This is a genomic window from Cellulosimicrobium sp. G4 BAM 1002, from assembly GCF_057126935.1.
In genome coordinates this window covers 2,700,405-2,718,665 of record NZ_CP182109.1, presented here as the reverse complement: position 1 = coordinate 2,718,665, position 18,261 = coordinate 2,700,405, and the positions used below count along the sequence as shown (strand labels likewise).

Genomic DNA, 18,261 nt, shown 5'->3' with positions numbered 1-18,261 from the left:
CCTGGGCGGTTCGGCTAGCGTGTGGCGCGTGAGAGTCGACCTGCTGACCCGTGAGTACCCGCCGCACGTGTACGGCGGCGCCGGCGTGCACGTGGCCGAGCTGTCCGCCGTCCTGCGCCGCCACGTCGACGTGCGCGTGCGCTGCTTCGACGGCCCGCGCGGCGAGGACGGGGTGACCGGGTACTCCGTGCCGAGCATGCTCGGCAGCGCGAACGCCGCGCTGGGGACGTTCGGCGTCGACCTCCAGATGGCCGACGACGTGGCCGGGGCGGACATCGTCCACTCCCACACCTGGTACGCGAACCTCGGCGGGCACCTCGCCGGCCTCCTCCACGGTGTGCCGCACGTGCTCTCCGCGCACTCGCTCGAGCCGCTGCGCCCGTGGAAGGCCGAGCAGCTCGGCGGCGGGTACGCGCTGTCGTCCTGGGCCGAGCGGACCGCGTACGAGGGCGCGGCGGGGATCGTCGCCGTCTCGGGCGGCATGCGCGACGACATCCTGCGCGTCTACCCGCAGGTCGACCCGGCGAAGGTCCACGTCGTGCACAACGGCATCGACCTCGACGGCTGGCGCCGCCCCGAGTCGGAGACCCAGCGCGGCGGCGCGGAGGCCGTCGTGCGCGACCTCGGGATCGACCCCGACCGCCCCGCGGTCGTCTTCGTCGGACGCATCACGCGTCAGAAGGGCCTGCCCTACCTGCTGCGCGCCGCGCGTGCACTGCCCGAGGACGTCCAGCTCGTCCTGTGCGCCGGCGCCCCGGACACGCCCGAGATCGCCGCGGAGGTGAGCGGCGCGGTCGCCGAGCTGCAGGCCGAGCGCGGCGGCGTCGTCTGGATCGAGCAGATGCTCCCGCGCGCCGAGCTCGTCGCGGTGCTCGCCGCGTCGACCGTGTTCGTGTGCCCGTCCGTCTACGAGCCGCTGGGCATCGTCAACCTCGAGGCCATGGCGGTCGGGCTGCCCGTGGTGGGCACGGCGACCGGCGGCATCCCCGAGGTCGTCGACGACGGCGTCACGGGCCTGCTCGTGCCCATCGACCAGGCCGACGACGGCACGGGCACCCCGCTCGACCCCGACCGGTTCGTCGCCGACCTCGCGGACGCGCTGACCCGCGTCGTGAGCGACCCGGCGCGGGCCGCCGAGATGGGGCGCGCGGCGCGGCAGCGCGTCGAGGACCACTTCGCGTGGGACGAGATCGGCGAGCGCACGCTCGACGTCTACCGGGCGGTGCTGGGGGAGTCGTGACGGCCGGGCGCCCCGAGGCGGGTCGGGTCGACGAGGCGACGCGCGTCGTCGCGGCCGAGCGGCGCGTCGTGTACCGGGCGCTCGTCGAGGCCGAGGCGCTCGCGACCTGGCTCCCGCCCGAGGGCATGACCGGTCGGTTCGAGCGGTTCGACCTGCGGCCCGGCGGTGGCTACCGGATGGTGCTCGCCTACGACGACCCGTCGTCGGACCCTGGGAAGTCGGGGGAGGGGACCGACGTCGTCGACGTCGCGATCGTCGACCTCGTGCCGGACGAGCGCGTCGTGCAGCAGGTGGTGTTCGAGGCGGACGACCCCGCCTTCGCGGGCACCATGACCATGACGTGGGTCGTCGAGGACGACGACGCCGGCACGCGCGTCACGGTGCGCGCGACCGACGTGCCCCCCGGCATCTCGCCGCAGGACCACGCCACCGGCATGGGGTCGTCGCTCGCCGAGCTCGACGCGTACGTGACGCGTCCGGCGACGGCTTAGGACGACGTCCAGAACGTCGCGGCGCCGATCGCGCGGCGCGAGGCGCGCTCGACCTCGCGCAGGGCGGTGGAGCGCTGGTCGGCCTGCCAGAGGTTCACGGCGCCGCCGTCGTCGTCGGAGGCGAGGTCGACGATCGCGCGCAGGCGCACCGCCTGGGTCAGGACGCGCACGGCGCGTCCGTCGACGCCGTCGGGCAGCTGCCAGCCGGGGGCCCCGCCGGAGCGGAGCCCCGCGATGGCGTCGGCCGCGTCCTCGCGCCACCTCGCGACGTCGAGCTCGTCGAGCGCTCGCGTGGCGACGAGGAGCGCCGTGCGCAGCTCGCCCTCGGCGTCGGCGAGGGAGCCGACGGCGCCGAGGACGCGCAGCGTCCAGGGACCGACCGCACGCACGTGCCACGTCACGAGGTGGCCGGGCTCGAGGTGGCTGCCGAACTCCGTGACCTCGGGGACGAGCGCCCACGACCCGGACGACGTGGTGACGACGACGCACTCGCCGACGTCCGTCGCGTGCGGGCCGACCTCGGGCGGGGTGCCGGTCACGTCGCCGGGTGCGGGGGACAGCGCGACGACCTCGCGCACGTCGCCCGCCCACGCCCCGGCGAGGTCCGCGAGCCGGACGTCCCCGAGCGCGCCGGCGACGACGTGCGGCTCGTCGTCGCGCTGCACCGCGCGCACGAGGCGCGCGAGCCCGTCGTCGGAGAGCCGTGGTGCGGAACGGAGCCAGAGTGCGAGGAGGGCGCTGCGCGGCAGGGCTCCCGCGCTGGACGCGGAGCCCCTCCCGGTCCCGTCGTGCGGGCCCTCGGACGAATGGGAAACCACGACGGCCAACCTATAGGGTCGGGGACCATGAGCGCCGTTCTCGACCTGAAGGGTGTCACCGTCCGGCGGGGCACCACGACCATCCTCGACGCGGTGGACTGGCAGGTGAACGAGGGCGAGCGCTGGGTGGTGCTCGGCCGCAACGGCGCCGGCAAGACGACGCTGCTGCAGATCGCGTCCGCGCGGATGCACCCGACCGTCGGGACGGCGGAGCTGCTCGGCGAGCGCCTGGGCCGCACGGACGTCTTCGAGCTGCGTCCCCGCATCGGCCTGGCCTCGGCCGCGCTGGCCGAGCGGATCCCCGGCGACGAGACCGTGCGCGACGTCGTGCTCACGGCCGCGTACGGGGTCACCGGTCGCTGGCGGGAGACCTACGAGGAGTTCGACGCCGAGCGCGCCGACGACCTGCTCGCCGCGTTCGGCATGGCCCACCTGGCGGAGCGCACCTTCGGGACGCTCTCGGAGGGTGAGCGCAAGCGGACGCAGATCGCCCGCTCCCTCATGACGGACCCCGAGCTCCTCCTCCTCGACGAGCCGGCGGCCGGCCTCGACCTCGGTGGCCGCGAGGAGCTCGTCGCGGCGCTCGCGGAGCTGGCCGGCGACCCTCGGTCGCCGGTGCTCGTCCTCGTGACGCACCACGTCGAGGAGATCCCGCCGGGCTTCACGCACCTCATGCTGCTGCGCGACGGGAAGGTGCACCGGGCTGGTCCGATCGGCGAGGTGCTCACCGCCGAGAACCTCAGCGAGGCCTTCGGGCTCCCGCTGCTCGTCGCCCACGGCGGGGGCCGGTGGATGGCGCGCGCCGCGCGCCCCTGAGCCGCGCTGGGGCCTCCGAGAAGGCGTGCATTCCGGGCGGAACTTCGGTAAAGTCCGTGTAAAGTCTCCACGTGGGAACGGGGGTCGAGATGGACTGGCTGTGGTGGGTCGGGGCGGGACTGGTCTTCGCCCTCATCGAGATCATCTCGCTGGACCTGGTCCTCATCATGTTCGCCGGCGGCGCGCTCGCCGCAGCCGGCGTCAACGCCGCCGGCGGGCCGTTGTGGTTGCAGATCCTGACGTTCGCCGTCGTTAGCGTGATCCTGCTCGTCACGCTGCGACCGTGGCTCCTGCGGCACCTGCGCTCACGCGTCCCGTTGACGGAGACGAACGTCGCGGCGCACGTCGGGCGCACGGCGCTCGTGGTCGACCGCGTCAGCGAGTTCGGAGGTCGGGTCAAGCTCGTCGGGGAGGTCTGGACCGCCCGCACCGAGCCCGACGCTCCCGAGATCCCCGGGGGGACCGAGGTCCGTGTCGTGCGGATCGACGGCGCGACCGCCGTCGTCGCCCCGCTGCCCGCCGACCACCCGACCGGGACGTGACCGGTCGTCCCGCCGCACCGTCATGCTCCGCCGGCACGGCGGAGCGACCGACCACCAGGAGGTAGTCGATGAACGACCCCAGTCCCGGAACGATCCTCGCGTACGTGGTTCTCGCGCTCGTCCTGATCTTCGTGATCGTGGCGCTCGTCAAGGCGGTGCGCATCGTGCCGCAGGCGGTCGCGATCATCGTCGAGCGGCTGGGTCGCTACTCCCGCACGCTCGAGCCCGGGCTGCACCTCCTCGTGCCGTTCATCGACCGTGTGCGGGCGTCGGTCGACCTGCGCGAGCAGGTCGTGTCCTTCCCGCCGCAGCCGGTCATCACCTCCGACAACCTCGTCGTGAGCATCGACACGGTCATCTACTTCCAGGTGACGGAGCCGAAGTCGGCCGTCTACGAGATCGCGAACTACATCACGGCGATCGAGCAGCTCACGGTCACGACGCTGCGCAACGTCATCGGCTCCATGGACCTCGAGCAGACGCTCACGAGCCGCGACCAGATCAACGGCCAGCTCCGCGGCGTGCTCGACGAGGCCACCGGCCGCTGGGGCATCCGCGTCAACCGCGTCGAGCTCAAGTCGATCGACCCGCCGCCGAGCGTGCAGGGCTCGATGGAGCAGCAGATGCGCGCCGAGCGTGACCGTCGCGCCACGATCCTCACCGCCGAGGGCGTCAAGCAGTCGCAGATCCTCACGGCCGAGGGTGAGAAGCAGGCCGCGATCCTCCGTGCCGAGGGTGACGCGCAGTCCCAGATCCTGCGTGCGGAGGGAGAGTCGCGCGCCATCCTCCAGGTCTTCGACGCCATCCACGAGGGTGACGCCGACCCCAAGCTGCTCGCGTACCAGTACCTGCAGATGCTCCCGCAGATCGCCAACGGCACCGCGAGCAAGCTGTGGGTCGTGCCGACGGAGTTCACCGCAGCGCTCGGCTCCATCGCCAAGGGCTTCGGCGGTGTGCCGGGCATCAGCGGCGGGGGAGTGCCGGGGGTGGCGGAGACGTCCGACGCCGACGCCGAGGCGAGCGCGGAGGCGCGCCGGGAGCGCGACCGCGACCGCGTGAAGTTCGGGACGCCGTCGCTCACGGACCCGGCCGAGGCCCTCGCCGAGGCACGACGCCAGGCCGAGGCGGCGACCGCCGACGCGACGAGCGCGGGGACGCGCTCCGGTCTGCCGTTCGACCCGCAGACCGAGCGCGGTCAGCACCCCGGCGGCTCCGGCGAGCACCGCGTGCCGCCGGTCGAGCCCGGTACCGCTGCTCCGCGCCCGCTCGGCGGGCCGGCGCGGTACGCGCCGCCCCCGCCGCCTTCCGTGGAGGACGCGCCGCAGCAGGGAGAGCCGTCCGCGGACGAGCCCCCGCCGTCGTACCCGCCGAGCCGCTGAGGAAGGCCCCGCACCGTGAGGTGCGGGGCCTTTGCGCTTTCGCCCTGGGCGTACGTGGGTGCGAGTGAGTGCTCACTCAGTTACGATCGCAGGCGTGATCCCGATCTCCGTCCCGCCGGACGTGTCGCCCGCCCCGGAGCGCTCCCGTGCGCGCCCCCTGTCGCGCGAGGACCGCCGGGACGCCATCGCGGCGGCGACCATCCCGCTCCTCGTCCAGCACGGTGCCGCGGTGACGACACGCCAGATCGCCGACGCCGCGGGCGTCGCGGAAGGGACGCTGTTCCGAGCGTTCGCCGACAAGGACGAGATCCTGCACGCGGCCGTGGTGCGCTCGCTCGACCCGGCGCCGGCCGTCGAGGCGATCGGCCTGCTCCCCGACGACGACGGCCTGCGACCCCTCGTCACGAGCCTCGTCGAGTTCCTCCTCGAGGCGCAGCGCGTGGGCATGCGGATCTTCGCCGCCGCGCACCAGGTGCTCGACCCGCACCGGCACGGCGACGTGATGCGGGGCCGCGACGGGGCCGCCGCCCCGCAGGAGCCGGTCGCCGACGAACGGCGCGCCGAGGCCGTGCGCCGGTGGCACGGCGCGCCCGGCGCAGGTGTCGACGTGCGCGAACGGTCAGCCCGCGCGATCGTCGGGGCGATCGAACGCGCGCTCGAGGCGCACCGCGACGAGCTGCGCGTGGACCCGGCGCTCGCCGCTCGCGCCGTCTTCTCGCTCGTCTTCGGAAATGCCTTGCCGCACCTCTCCGGCGGTGACACGCTCGACGCCGTGCAGCTCGCCGACGTGGTCCTCGGCGGCATCGGTGCCGACGTCACCACCGACCCGTCGCCCTGACGGATCGACCGGCCCTCTCGTCGGCCGAGGTGCGCCGCTCGCCCCGGCGATCACCCGCCCCGAACCGCGCCCTGAGCGGTGCCCTCCCGCCGTCGGCGGTCCCCGCGCGGCCTCGCCGCGCGTCGTCCTGAAGCCCCCACCCGGACAGGAACCCCATGCTCGTCAGACTGCTGCGGACGCAGCTGCGTCCGTACCGGACGCCGATCGTCGTCCTCCTCGTGCTCCAGCTCCTCGCGACCCTGGCGTCGCTCTACCTCCCGAGCCTCAACGCCGACATCATCGACCAGGGCGTGACGCGGGGCGACACCGCCTACATCATGCGCACCGGCGGCTGGATGCTGCTCGTGAGCCTCGGCCAGGTCGTGTGCGCCGTGGCCGCCGTGTATTTCGGCGCACGGGTCGCGATGTCGTTCGGCCGGGACGTCCGGGCCAGGCTCTTCACGAACGTCCAGCGGTTCTCGGCGCAGGAGATGGGCCAGTTCGGTGCGCCGTCGCTCATCACGCGCACGACCAACGACGTGCAGCAGGTGCAGATGCTCGTGCTGCTCTCGCTGACGATCATGGTCATGGCGCCGATCATGCTCGTCGGCGGCGTGGTCATGGCGCTCCAGGAGAACGTCGAGCTCTCGGCACTGCTCCTCGTCATCGTCCCCGTGCTCGGCGTGGCCGTGGGGCTGATCATCTGGCGGATGGTCCCGTACTTCCGGCAGATGCAGAAGAAGATCGACGCGATCAACGCCGTCCTGCGCGAGCAGATCACGGGTATCCGCGTGGTCCGCGCGTTCGTGCGCGAGCGTCGTGAGGAGGAGCGGTTCGCGGTCGCGAACGACGCGCTGTTCGACGTCTCGCTCAAGGCGGGCAAGCTCATGGCGCTCATGTTCCCGACCGTCATGCTCGTCATGAACGCCTCCAGCGTCGCCGTGCTGTGGTTCGGTGGCCGGCAGATCGACGCGGGGAACATGGAGGTGGGGGCGCTCACGGCGTTCCTGTCCTACCTCATGTACATCCTCATGGCCGTGATGATGTCGACGATGATGTTCATGATGGTGCCGCGCGCCGCGGTGTCCGCGGAGCGCATCACCGACGTCGTGAGCACGCCTGCGACGGTCGTCGAGCCGGAGCGTCCCGTCGCCCTGACGAGCCGCACGGGTCGCGTCGAGCTGGAGGGCGTGGAGTTCGGCTACCCCGGTGCCGAGGAGCCGGTCCTGCACGACGTGAGCTTCACGGCCGAGCCCGGGCAGACCACCGCGATCATCGGCTCCACCGGGTCGGGCAAGACGACGCTCCTCAACCTCGTGCCGCGGCTCTTCGACGTCACCGCCGGGACGGTGCGGATCGACGGCACCGACGTGCGCGACCTCACCGGCGCCGACCTCGGCTCGCTGCTCGGCCTCGTCCCGCAGAAGGCGTACCTGTTCTCCGGGACGATCGCCGACAACGTGCGCTACGGCAAGCCCGACGCCACGGACGACGAGGTGTGGGCGGCGCTCGAGGTCGCGCAGGCACGCGAGTTCGTGGAGGCGCTCGACGCCGGTCTCGACACACCCGTCGCGCAGGGCGGCACGAACTTCTCGGGCGGGCAGCGTCAGCGGCTCGCCATCGCGCGGGCGGTCGTGCGCGACCCTGCGGTCTACCTCTTCGACGACTCCTTCTCGGCGCTCGACTACGCGACCGACGCCCGGCTGCGTGCCGCGCTCGCGCCCCGCACCCGGCACTCCACCGTGATCGTCGTCGCGCAGCGCGTCGCGACCATCCGCGGCGCCGACCAGATCCTCGTGCTGGACCACGGCCGCATCGTCGGCCGGGGCACGCACACCGAGCTCCTGGAGTCGAACGAGACCTACCAGGAGATCGTCTACTCCCAGCTCTCCATGGAGGAGGCAGCATGAGCGGCGAGCAGGACGCCCCGGCCACCGACGCCCCCGCGACGGACGCTCCCGGCAAGGACGTCGCGCGGACCCGCCTCGCGGGCCGCCCTCGCGGCGGTGGTGGCCCGGGCCCGATGGGTGGCATGGGAATGCCCACCGAGAAGGCCCTGGACTTCAAGGGCTCGCTCCGCCGGTTCGCCGGGTCCCTGCGGCCCGAGCGCGTGCCGATCGTCGCCGTGGTGATCCTCGGCGTCGTGTCCGTCGCGCTCGCCGTCGCCGGCCCGAAGCTCCTGGGCAACGCGACGAACATCATCTTCGCGGGCGTCGTCGGCTCCCAGCTCCCCGCGGGCGTGACGCAGGCGCAGGCCGTGGAGGCGCTGCGCGCCCAGGGTCAGGACCAGGTCGCGGAACTCGTCTCCGGCGTCCCGGGACTCGTGCCCGGCGCGGGCATCGACTTCTCGGCGCTCGCGACGGTGCTCGCCTGGGTCCTGGCCGTGTACGTGGGGTCGTTCCTCTTCGGCTGGCTCCAGGGACGCATCACGGCGATCGTCGTCCAGCGCACGGTCTACCGGCTGCGCGCCGAGGTGCAGACGAAGCTCGGGCGGCTCCCGCTGTCGTACTTCGACCGCAACCAGCGCGGCGAGATCCTCTCGCGCGTGACGAACGACATCGACAACATCTCCCAGACGCTGACCCAGACGCTGTCCCAGCTCGTCACGTCGGTGCTCACGGTCTTCGGCGTCCTCGGCGTGATGTTCTGGATCTCGCCGCTCCTCGCGGTGGTCGCGCTCGTCACGGTCCCGCTGTCGGTGATCATCACGGCGCAGATCGCGAAGCGCTCGCAGCCGCAGTTCATCCAGCAGTGGGCCGCGACCGGGCGTCTCAACGCCCACATCGAGGAGATGTACACCGGTCACACTCTCGTGAAGGTCTACGGCCACCAGCAGGCGGCGATCGACGACTTCGAGCGCGAGAACGGCGACCTGTACGACGCGAGCTTCAAGGCGCAGTTCATCTCCGGGACGATCCAGCCGGCGATGGGGTTCGTCGCGAACCTCAACTACGTCATCGTCGCGGTCGTCGGCGGCCTGCGCGTCGCGTCGGGCACCCTGACTCTCGGCGACGTGCAGGCGTTCATCCAGTACTCGCGCCAGTTCACGCAGCCCATCACGCAGATCGCGTCGATGATGAACCTGCTCCAGTCGGGCGTGGCGTCTGCCGAGCGCGTGTACGACCTGCTCGACGCCGAGGAGCAGACGCCCGACCCGTCGCCCGCCGCGACGGTCGACCCGGTCCGGGGCCGCGTCGCGTTCGAGGACGTCTCGTTCTCGTACGACCCCGAGGTCCCGCTCATCGAGCACCTCGACCTCGTCGTGGAGCCGGGCCAGACGATCGCGATCGTCGGGCCGACGGGCGCCGGCAAGACGACGCTCGTCAACCTGCTCATGCGCTTCTACGACGTCGACTCCGGGCGGATCACGCTCGACGGCGTCGACACGCGCGACATGACGCGCGACGGTCTGCGCTCCGACATCGGGATGGTGCTCCAGGACACCTGGCTGTTCAAGGGCACGATCGAGGAGAACCTGCGCTACGGCGTGCGCGACGGCCGGACCGTCGACGAGGAGGCCTTCCTCGCCGCCACCCGGGCGACGCACGTCGACCCGTTCGTGCGGACGCTGCCCGACGGGTACGCGACCGTGATCGACGACGAGGGCTCGAGCGTGAGCGCGGGGGAGAAGCAGCTCCTCACGATCGCGCGCGCGTTCCTCGCCGACCCGGCGATCCTCGTCCTGGACGAGGCGACGAGCTCCGTCGACACGCGCACCGAGGTGCTCGTGCAGCAGGCGATGAACGCGCTGCGCGCCGGGCGCACGTCGTTCGTCATCGCGCACCGGCTCTCGACGATCCGCGACGCGGACACGATCCTCGTCATGGAGCACGGCTCGATCGTCGAGCAGGGCACGCACGACGCCCTGCTGGCGGCGGGCGGCGCGTACGCACGCCTGTACGAGAGCCAGTTCGCGGCGCCCGTCGGCGCCGAGGCGGAGGATGCCGAGGACGCCGCCGCGGTGCCCGCAGGGCGGCCGGCCGGCGGCTGACACGGCTCGGCCCGCGCGCGGTGCACCCGAGGGTGAGCCGAGCGCGGGCCCTCGCCGTCCTCGGCAGGCTCGGTCAGGCGCAGGTGCAGCGCTGCTCGGGCGGCACCTCGGCCATGACCTCGTCGGCGTGCATGCCGCAGCCGGTCCAGGTGGTCTTGCCGCACGTGCGGCACAGGGCGGGACTGCACACGGTGTCTCTCCTCGGGACTTCTGGGGTCTGCGGTTCGGGGCTCGGAGCTCCGGGTCGAGCAGGATCAGCGTCGCACGTCGCCGCCCGCGGACGCACCGTGGTGGCGGTCGACGAGCGTGGGGACGTGGTCGCGCGCCGTCCAGCGCCGGCCGACCCACTTGACCACCTCGACGAGCAGGAAGACGACCAGCGCGAGCCCCAGCGTCTTGCCCCACTCGAGCGCGTCGATCGGCGCGGAGTCGAACCACGTGTGCATGAAGGGCGCGTAGACGAACACGGCCTGCAGCGCCAGCAGCGTCACCGCCGAGATCCACACGACGCGGTTGCCGCGCAGCACGTCGAGCGTGAGGCTCGACCGGTCGAGGAAGCGGCAGTTGAACAGGTACGCGAGCTGGCCGAGCGCGAGCATCGTGACCGCCGTCGTCTGCGCCTCGGCGAGCGGCACGCCCTGGGCGCGCTCGACGTAGAACAGCAGGATCGTCGCGCCGCCGATGAGGAGCGAGACGAGCAGGATGCGCCGCACGTAGGCGCCGTCGAGGATCGACGCCTTCGGGTCGCGCGGGGCACGACGCATGACGTCGGGCTCCGCCTTCTCGTACGCGAGCGCGAGGGACAGCGTGACGGCGGTGATCATGTTGATCCACAGCACCTGCACGGGCTGCAGCGGCAGCGTGAGCCCGAAGAGGACCGCGACGAGGATGACGAGCGACTGCGCGCCGTTCGTCGGCAGGAGGAAGAGCACGGACTTGCGGATGTTGTCGTAGATCCGCCGCCCCTCCTCGACGGCCCGCTCGATGGTCGCGAAGTTGTCGTCGGCGAGCACCACCTCGGCGGCCTCCTTGGTCGCCTCGGTCCCCTTGATGCCCATCGCGACGCCGACGTCGGCCTGCGTCAGCGCGGGCGCGTCGTTCACGCCGTCGCCCGTCATCGCGACGACCTCGCCGTGCGACTGCAGAGCCGAGACGATCCGGATCTTGTGCTCGGGGCTCGTGCGCGCGTACACGTCGACGTCGCGCACCACCTGGCGCAGCCGCTCGGTGCTCATCTCCTCGAGCTCCGGCCCGGTCAGCACGGCGGGCGCCCCGGACGCGCCGGTCCCGTCGTCGGGGTCGACGATGCCCATCTCGCGGCCGATCGCGAGCGCGGTGCCCGCGTGGTCGCCGGTGATCATCTTCACGCGGATGCCCGCGTCGCGGCACTCGGCGATGGCCTCGACAGCCTCGGGCCGCGGCGGGTCGACGATCCCGACGAGCCCGCACAGCTCCAGCCCGTCGTCGACGTCGCCCGCGTCGAGGTCGTCCGTGCCCTCGGCGGCGGCCCGCCGCGCGGCGGCGAGGACCCGGAGCCCGCGCGCGCCGAGCGCGTCGATCTGCTCGTCCCAGAAGGCGCGGTCCAGCGGCTCGGACGTCCCGTCGGGTCCGACCTGGGTCGCGCAGCGGTCGAGCACGCGGTCGGGCGCGCCCTTGACGTGCACGTGCAGGATGCCGTCGGGGTCGGCGTCGAGCGTCGCCATGAACTTGTTCTCGGACTCGAACGGGACGACGGCGACGCGCCGCCACCCCGTGGGGTCGACCCCCGCCTTCATGCCGAGCGTGCGCAGCGCGCCCTCGGTGGGCTCGCCCACGAGCCGCCAGCCGTCGGCGTCCGACGCGTCCGGGACGACCCGCGCGTCGTTGCACAGCATCATGACCGTCGCGAGGGCCGCGAGGTCGCGGTCGCGGGCCAGGTCGGCGGTCCTCGTGCCCGACGCCGGCGCGGTGCCCTGGTCGGCCGCCTCGCCCGGTGCGTCGATCCCCGCGGGGCGAGGGCCGCCGTCGGGCACGGTCACGTCCCCGACGGGCGCGTACCCCGCGCCCGCGACGGCGAACGCGCGACCGCGCGTGCGGGCCGTGCGCGCGGTCATCTCGTTCTTCGTGAGCGTGCCGGTCTTGTCGGAGCAGATCGTCGTGACCGAGCCGAGCGTCTCGACGGCGGGCAGCTTGCGTGTGATCGCCCGGCGGCGGGCCATCTGCTGCACACCGAGCGCGAGCGTGATGGTGACGAGCGCGGGCAGGCCCTCGGGCACCGCGGCGACGGCGAAGCCGATCGACGCCGAGATCAGCTCGGGCACGGAGAAGTCGTGGACGACCCGGCCGATGATCACCATGACGACGGCCATCGCGAGGATGAGCACCGCGAGCAGCTTGCCGAACCGGTCGAGCTGGCGCGTGAGCGGCGTCGCGAGGCTGCGGACCTCGGAGATCATCGTCTGGATGCGGCCGATCTCCGTGGCCGAGCCCGTCGCCGTCACGACGCCGACGCCCTGACCCGCGGCGACGATCGTGCTCGAGAAGAGCATGCTCGACCGGTCGCCGACCCCCGCGTCCGCGCCCACCGCGTCGGCCGACTTCGACGCCGCCACCGACTCGCCCGTGAGCGCGGACTCCTCGACGCGCAGGTTCGTCGCCTGCAGCAGCCGCACGTCCGCGGGCACGCGGTCGCCCGACCGCACGCGCACCACGTCGCCCGGCACGACGTCGTCGGCGTCCACGCGCGCCCACGCGCCGTCGCGCCGGACCTCGGCGTTGACCGACAGCATGTTGCGGATGCCCTCGAGCGCGCTCTCCGCGCGGCCCTCCTGGATGAAGCCGATCGCCGCGTTGATGACCGCGACCGCGAGGATGACCGTGAAGTCGACCCAGTCGCCGAGGATCGCCTTGAGCACGGCCGAGACGAGCAGGATGTAGATGAGGACGTCGTCGAAATGCACGAGGATCCGCTTCCACAGCGGGTCGCGCTGCGGCGGGGGGAGCCGGTTGGGCCCCACCTCCGCGAGCCGCGTCGCTGCGTCGGCGTTCGACAGTCCCCCCGCGTCCGTGCCCAGCTCGGCGAGGACGTCGTCGGGCGGGCGCGACCACGGCGCGTCGAGGAGGCGCTCGGCTGTGCTCGCGGAGGTCGAAGAGGCCGCCGAGGCGGGGGTCGGTGCAGCGTCCGGCGCGGGTCCCATGCCCCTATTCGACCCCCGATGCCCGGATCGCGCGAGAGACGAAAGACCGTGAGCAGGGTCACCCTGCTGCGGCGGCACGCGTCGTGAGGCTGGGAGAATCGACGCCGTGAGCGAGACCAGCACCCGGGCAGGCCTGCGGGTCGTGCACGTCACCGACCCCGCCGACGAACGCCTCGCGGACTACAACCGCCTGACCGACGTCGCGCTGCGGTCCAAGCACGAACCCGAGAAGGGGCTGTACATCGCGGAGAGCTCGACGGTCATCCGGCGCGCGCTCGCCGCCGGGCACCGGCCGCGGTCGTTCCTCATGGCGGAGCGCTGGCTCGACGACCTCGCCGACGACATCGCCGCGCTCCCGGTCGACGACGCCCCGGGCGGCACGGGCGAGCCCGTCCCGGTGTACCTCGGCGCACCCGACGTGCTCGAGGCGATCACCGGGTTCCACCTGCACCGCGGGGCGCTCGCGGCCATGCACCGCCCGCCGGTCCCCACCGTCCACGACCTGCTCGCCGCCGCGCGCGGCGGGACCGGTGCGCGGCGCGTCGCGGTGCTCGAGGACATCGTGGACCACACGAACGTCGGTGCGATCTTCCGGTCGGCGGCGGCCCTCGGCGTCGACGCGGTGCTCGTCTCGCCGCGCTGCTCCGACCCGCTGTACCGCCGCTCGGTGCGCGTGAGCATGGGCACGGTGTTCCAGGTGCCGTGGACGCGGTTCGAGTCGTGGCCCGGCGGGCTCGACGTGCTGCGCGACGAGGGGTTCGTGGTCGCGGCGCTCGCGCTCGCCGACGACGCGGTGAGCCTCGACGACGTCGTCGCCGACCCGCCCGAGCGGCTCGCCCTCGTGCTCGGCACCGAGGGCGACGGGCTCTCTCGCGGCGCGATCGAGGCGGCGGACAGCGTCGTGACGATCCCCATGGCCGGGGGAGTGGACTCGCTGAACGTCGCCGCGGCGTCGGCCGTCGCGTTCTGGGCGACGCGGGTGGACTGACCGCGGGGCGTCGGCGGTCACCGGGAACAACCGGGCGCACCCGCGCGTTGGGCTCGTGTCCGTACGTCGTACGAGAAGAGGTTCCGTGCCGGTCCAGCCGTCCCCGTCCCTGCCCGCCGCCGTCCCCGACGTCGACCCCGCCATCCCGCCTGACCCCGCCATCCCGCCTGACCCCGCTCCGACGCCGGACGCCGCTCCCGCGCCCGTCGACCCACCGTCCGCGGTCGCGCGCGCCGTCGCCGAGGAGCAGCAGCACCTCGACGCCGCCCTCGCTCGGCGCGTGCAGCTCCTCGCCGAGCTGGACGCACTGCTGGACGGCTCCGCGGACACCCGGGCCGGGAACGTCGACCCGGGCGACACCACGGACCGCGCGGCCGCCGACGACCCCGTCGAGCGCTCGCGCCGGGCCGGCCTGCGCCGTCGCCGCGAGGAGCTCGACCTGGCGCGGAACGGGCTCGTGTTCGGCCGCACCGACGCGCGCGACGGCTCCACACGTCACATCGGACGGGTCGGGCTGAGCGCGTCCGACGACGGCGCGGAACCGCTCGTCCTGGACTGGCGCGCACCCGGAGCCCGCCCGTTCTACACCGCGACGGCGCGCGAGCCGCAGGGTCTCGCGCGCCGTCGGCACGTGCGCACGTCGGGCGAGCGCGTGACCGGGGTGGACGACGAGCCGCTCGACGGCGTCGACGGCGAGGGCGGAGCCGACGGCCTCGTCGGCGAGGGCGCGCTGCTCGCCGCCCTGTCCGAGCGCCGCACCGGGCGCATGGGGACCGCCGTGGCGACGCTCCAGGCCGAGCAGGACGCGATCGTGCGGGCCCCTGCCGACCAGACGCTCGTCGTGCAGGGCGGCCCGGGCACGGGCAAGACCGTGGTCGCGCTGCACCGCGTCGCCTACCTGCTGTTCACGCACCCGCACCTCTCCGAGCGGGGCGTCCTGCTGCTCGGCCCGTCGTCCCGGTTCCTCGAGTACGTCGCCCAGGTGCTGCCCGCGCTCGGCGAGACGGCGGTCGTCTCGGCGACGTGCGACACGCTCGTGCCCGGCGTCGCGCCCGAGCGCGAGGAGGCGCGGGACGTCGCCGAGATCAAGGGCCGAGCGCTCTGGCAGGACGTCGTCGCTCGCTACGCCGACGCGCTCGTCCCCGGCCCGCGGGCGCTCGCGGTGCGCGTCGACGGCGAGCCCCACGTGCTCGACGCCGACCGCGTCGGCCGCGTCCTGCACGCCGCGCGGGCCGGCGGCCGCAGCGTGCTCGCCGCGCGCCGTCGGGCGTTCGACCTGCTGCTCGACGCCGTCGTGGACGAGGTCGCGGCCCGCCACGCCGAGCTGCTCGAGCGCGTGGAAGAGGGGTTCGAGGACGTCCTCGGCCGCCTCGACGCCGGGCTCGCGGCGAGGGACGACCGCGCGCCGACCACCGGCGCGAAGGGCGGGGACGTGGACGGCGAGCTCACCGAGGACGACCTGGAACGGCTGCGCGTCGACCTCGCGCGCGACGTCGCGGTCACGGGCGTGCTCGACGCCTGGTGGCCGGTCGCGGACCCGCGCACCGCGCTGGGCGACCTGCTGGGCGACGCCGCGCTGCTGTCCCGACTGGCACCGGAGCTCTCGGCGGGGGAGGTGGAACGGGTCGTGGGCGAGCCCGCCACCCTCGCGCCGAGCGACGTCCCGATCCTCGACGCGCTCGCCGACGCGCTCGGCACCGAGGACGAGCCGGGTGACCAGGGCGACTTCCTCGCCGGCCGCGCGGCGGCGCGGCGCGACTGGGTGTACGGGCACGTCGTGGTCGACGAGGCGCAGGAGCTGTCGCCCATGCAGTGGCACATGGTGCTGCGCCGCTGCCCGACCCGGTCCGTCACCGCTGTGGGCGACGTCGACCAGACCAGGGCGCCGCACCCTCACACCGACTGGGACGACGCCGTCGGCCCGGTGCTCGGGACCCGCTGGCGTCGTGCCGACCTGACCATCTGCTACCGCACGCCGCGCGAGGTGATGGAGCTCGTGGGCCCCGTGCTGCGTCGGGCGGGCAGCCGCAGCACGCCGCCGCGCGCGGTGCGCTCGTCGGGGTTCCCGCCACGTGACGTGACCTCGGGAGCTGCCGGGCTCGGGGCGGCGGTCGCAGCCGAGGTCGCGGTGCTCGCCGCGCGGTACGACGGCGGCACGGTGGGCGTCGTGGCGCCGCACGCGCGGCTCGGTGTGCTGCGCGAGGACGTCCGAGCCGTCCTGCGCGAGGAGGTCGCCGACGTCCCCGTGCTCGGCGCGTCCGAGGCCAAGGGGCTCGAGTGGGACGCGGTGGTCGTGGTAGACCCCGACGGCATCGCCGCCGAGCCGCGCGGCTGGAACGGCCTGTACGTGGCGATGACCCGGTGCACGCAGGAGCTCGTGCGCGTGGCGGTGGAGCCGGACGGGTCGGTCGCCTCGGCCTGACGCCGCCGGCTCAGCGCGCGGCCGTGGACCGCGACAGGCGGTCGACCTCGTGCACCACCGTCGCGACGAGCGTGGGGTCGCCCAGGAGGCGGAAGTGGCCGGCGAGCGGCAGCTCGACGTTCCGCGCGCCCTCGAGCCTGCCCGTCTCGGGGATGTGCGGGTCGAACCGGGGGTAGACGGCCGTGATCCGGGCATCGACGCCGCGCTCCGCCGCGAGCGCGAGGAGCGCGGCGTCGTGCGGTGAGAAGGCGCGCAGCGTGCGGCCGACGAGGTACCGGGCGTAGCGGGAGCCGGCGAACGGCGTCGCCACCGCCACCATGCCCGCGACGCGGCCCCCGGCGGCCGACAGCATGACGCGCTTGCCGATCAGCCCGCCCTTGCTGTGCGCGACGAGCACGACGTCGCGCAGGTCCGCCGTCGCGAGGAAGCCCGCGGTCAGCTCGGCCGCGTCACCGAACGGCCGCCGGTTGTACCCGAGCCCGGGTACGGCATGCACGGGATGCCCCGCAGCGGCGAGCGCGTCGGCGACGGGGGAGAGCAGCTGCCACGTCTCGTACACCCCGGGCAGCAGGACCACGGGAGCACCGTCGCCCGGGCCGGTGGGGACGGCTCGCCCGTGCCGGAGCGCGTGCTCGACCTGGCGCAGCGCGACGTACGCGTAGTCCGCGGCGCGGTCCCGCAGGCGCAGCCCGTCCCCCCACCGTCCACGCCGGCTCACGCCGAGAGACCTCCGGCGGCGAGCACGGCCGCGACGACCCCCTCCGGGTCGGCATCCATCGTGTGATGGCGACCGGGGACCTCGCGGTACTCGCCGTGCGGCGCCGCGGCGGCGAGCTCACGCGCCCACGGGCTCGGCGCGATCGGGTCGTCCACGCCGCGCAGCACGACGACGCGGCCCGGTACGCGGGGCAGGACCTCCTCGATCCGGTGCCCGAGCATCGAGCGGACCTGGCGCGCGTAGTGGGGCAGCGAGCAGCGCAGCACGTAGTCCACCGCGAGCGTGGCGAGCGCGCGCGGCCGCTCCCCGAACGCGTCGCGAGCGAGCCGCAGGCCCTGGCGCACGGCGGTGCGCGCGTGGCGGTCCGCCGTGGGGCCGATCAGGACGCCGGCGGGCGCCTCGCGCGGGTGGTCCGCCATCGCCTGCGCCACGACCTGGGCGCCCATCGAGTGGCCGACGAGGACGACGGCGGGAGCAGGGCCGACGGGCGCGGGGTCGTGCGGGTCGGGGAGCACGTGCTCGCGAACGTACCCGGCGACGACGGCGGCGTGCTCCTCGATCGACACGTCGTGCCGGGCGCGGGGCGCCGAGCCGAACCCCGGCAGGTCGATCGCGTGCACCGCGGTCGGCGGACGCGCCTCGCGGCGCACGAGCTCGCGGCGCACCGGATCGAAGGCGCGGGACGACGACCCGACACCGTGCACGAGGACGACCACGAGGCCCGGTGCGGTGGCGCCCGAGACGTGAGCGACGGCCCGCAGGCCGCCCACCGTGAGACGCACCTCCGCCCCGTCCCCGGACGTGCGGGACGAGGCGGAGGTGTGCGTGGTCATCGCACCAGGATGAGGCAAGGTCGAGGACCT

The 18,261-nt window shown here is 73.9% G+C and carries 14 protein-coding genes; 10 read left to right on the top strand and 4 right to left on the bottom strand.

What is annotated here, in order from left to right:
* The first annotated feature begins 28 nt into the window (after positions 1 to 28).
* Both glgA and ACMXGY_RS12295 read left to right on the top strand, forming a co-directional pair.
* Positions 29 to 1,240: a glycogen synthase gene (gene glgA / locus ACMXGY_RS12300; protein WP_483773278.1), complete on the top strand. Its 1,212-nt coding sequence runs from the start codon at positions 29 to 31 to the stop codon at positions 1,238 to 1,240.
* The gene (locus ACMXGY_RS12295) at positions 1,237 to 1,731 is read left to right on the top strand and encodes an SRPBCC domain-containing protein (protein ID WP_483773277.1); all 495 of its coding nucleotides are present in this window, start codon (positions 1,237 to 1,239) and stop codon (positions 1,729 to 1,731) included. The genes glgA and ACMXGY_RS12295 overlap by 4 nt, the downstream gene beginning before the upstream one ends.
* Here the strand turns inward: ACMXGY_RS12295 and ACMXGY_RS12290 are convergent.
* A complete protein-coding gene (locus ACMXGY_RS12290; protein ID WP_483773276.1) occupies positions 1,728 to 2,549 on the bottom strand; it encodes a hypothetical protein in 822 nt (273 codons plus the stop codon). The two genes, ACMXGY_RS12295 and ACMXGY_RS12290, sit on opposite strands and share 4 nt — an antisense overlap.
* A 27-nt stretch (positions 2,550 to 2,576) precedes the next feature.
* Here ACMXGY_RS12290 and ACMXGY_RS12285 point away from each other — a divergent pair, with 27 nt between their 5' ends.
* The 6 genes from ACMXGY_RS12285 (at position 2,577) to ACMXGY_RS12260 (ending at position 10,094) form a co-directional block, all read left to right on the top strand.
* Positions 2,577 to 3,365, top strand: a complete 789-nt coding sequence (locus tag ACMXGY_RS12285; protein ID WP_483773275.1) for an ABC transporter ATP-binding protein — start codon at positions 2,577 to 2,579, stop codon at positions 3,363 to 3,365.
* Positions 3,366 to 3,436: 71 nt separating this feature from the next.
* Positions 3,437 to 3,907, top strand: a complete 471-nt coding sequence (locus ACMXGY_RS12280; protein WP_483773274.1) for an NfeD family protein — start codon at positions 3,437 to 3,439, stop codon at positions 3,905 to 3,907.
* 68 nt (positions 3,908 to 3,975) lie between these two features.
* Positions 3,976 to 5,286, top strand: a complete 1,311-nt coding sequence (locus tag ACMXGY_RS12275; RefSeq protein WP_483773273.1) for an SPFH domain-containing protein — start codon at positions 3,976 to 3,978, stop codon at positions 5,284 to 5,286.
* Positions 5,287 to 5,380: 94 nt separating this feature from the next.
* Positions 5,381 to 6,124 carry a TetR/AcrR family transcriptional regulator gene (locus ACMXGY_RS12270; RefSeq protein WP_483773272.1) on the top strand — a complete coding sequence of 248 codons (744 nt, stop codon included), beginning with the start codon at positions 5,381 to 5,383 and terminating at the stop codon, positions 6,122 to 6,124.
* 155 nt (positions 6,125 to 6,279) lie between these two features.
* Positions 6,280 to 8,013 (top strand): ABC transporter ATP-binding protein, encoded by a 1,734-nt coding sequence (locus ACMXGY_RS12265; protein WP_483773271.1) that lies wholly within the window; start codon positions 6,280 to 6,282, stop codon positions 8,011 to 8,013.
* Complete coding sequence (locus ACMXGY_RS12260; protein WP_483773270.1) at positions 8,010 to 10,094, top strand: ABC transporter ATP-binding protein; 2,085 nt, start codon at positions 8,010 to 8,012, stop codon at positions 10,092 to 10,094. The genes ACMXGY_RS12265 and ACMXGY_RS12260 overlap by 4 nt, the downstream gene beginning before the upstream one ends.
* 254 nt (positions 10,095 to 10,348) lie before the next feature.
* Here the strand turns inward: ACMXGY_RS12260 and ACMXGY_RS12255 are convergent, their stop codons facing one another.
* Positions 10,349 to 13,270 carry a cation-translocating P-type ATPase gene (locus ACMXGY_RS12255; protein ID WP_483773269.1) on the bottom strand — a complete coding sequence of 974 codons (2,922 nt, stop codon included), beginning with the start codon at positions 13,268 to 13,270 and terminating at the stop codon, positions 10,349 to 10,351.
* 106 nt (positions 13,271 to 13,376) lie between these two features.
* On the opposite strand from ACMXGY_RS12255, the gene ACMXGY_RS12250 reads away from it, so the two are divergent.
* Positions 13,377 to 14,258: a TrmH family RNA methyltransferase gene (locus ACMXGY_RS12250; protein ID WP_483773268.1), complete on the top strand. Its 882-nt coding sequence runs from the start codon at positions 13,377 to 13,379 to the stop codon at positions 14,256 to 14,258.
* A gap of 85 nt (positions 14,259 to 14,343) precedes the next feature.
* Positions 14,344 to 16,680, top strand: a complete 2,337-nt coding sequence (locus ACMXGY_RS12245; RefSeq protein ID WP_483773267.1) for a HelD family protein — start codon at positions 14,344 to 14,346, stop codon at positions 16,678 to 16,680.
* Between the two features lie 10 nt (positions 16,681 to 16,690).
* Here the strand turns inward: ACMXGY_RS12245 and ACMXGY_RS12240 are convergent, their stop codons facing one another.
* Positions 16,691 to 17,398 (bottom strand): esterase/lipase family protein, encoded by a 708-nt coding sequence (locus ACMXGY_RS12240; protein WP_483773266.1) that lies wholly within the window; start codon positions 17,396 to 17,398, stop codon positions 16,691 to 16,693.
* Entirely contained in the window at positions 17,395 to 18,231 is an 837-nt protein-coding gene (locus ACMXGY_RS12235; protein ID WP_483773265.1) for an alpha/beta fold hydrolase, read from the bottom strand. Before ACMXGY_RS12235 ends, ACMXGY_RS12240 begins: the two co-directional genes overlap by 4 nt.
* Positions 18,232 to 18,261 lie beyond the last annotated feature (30 nt).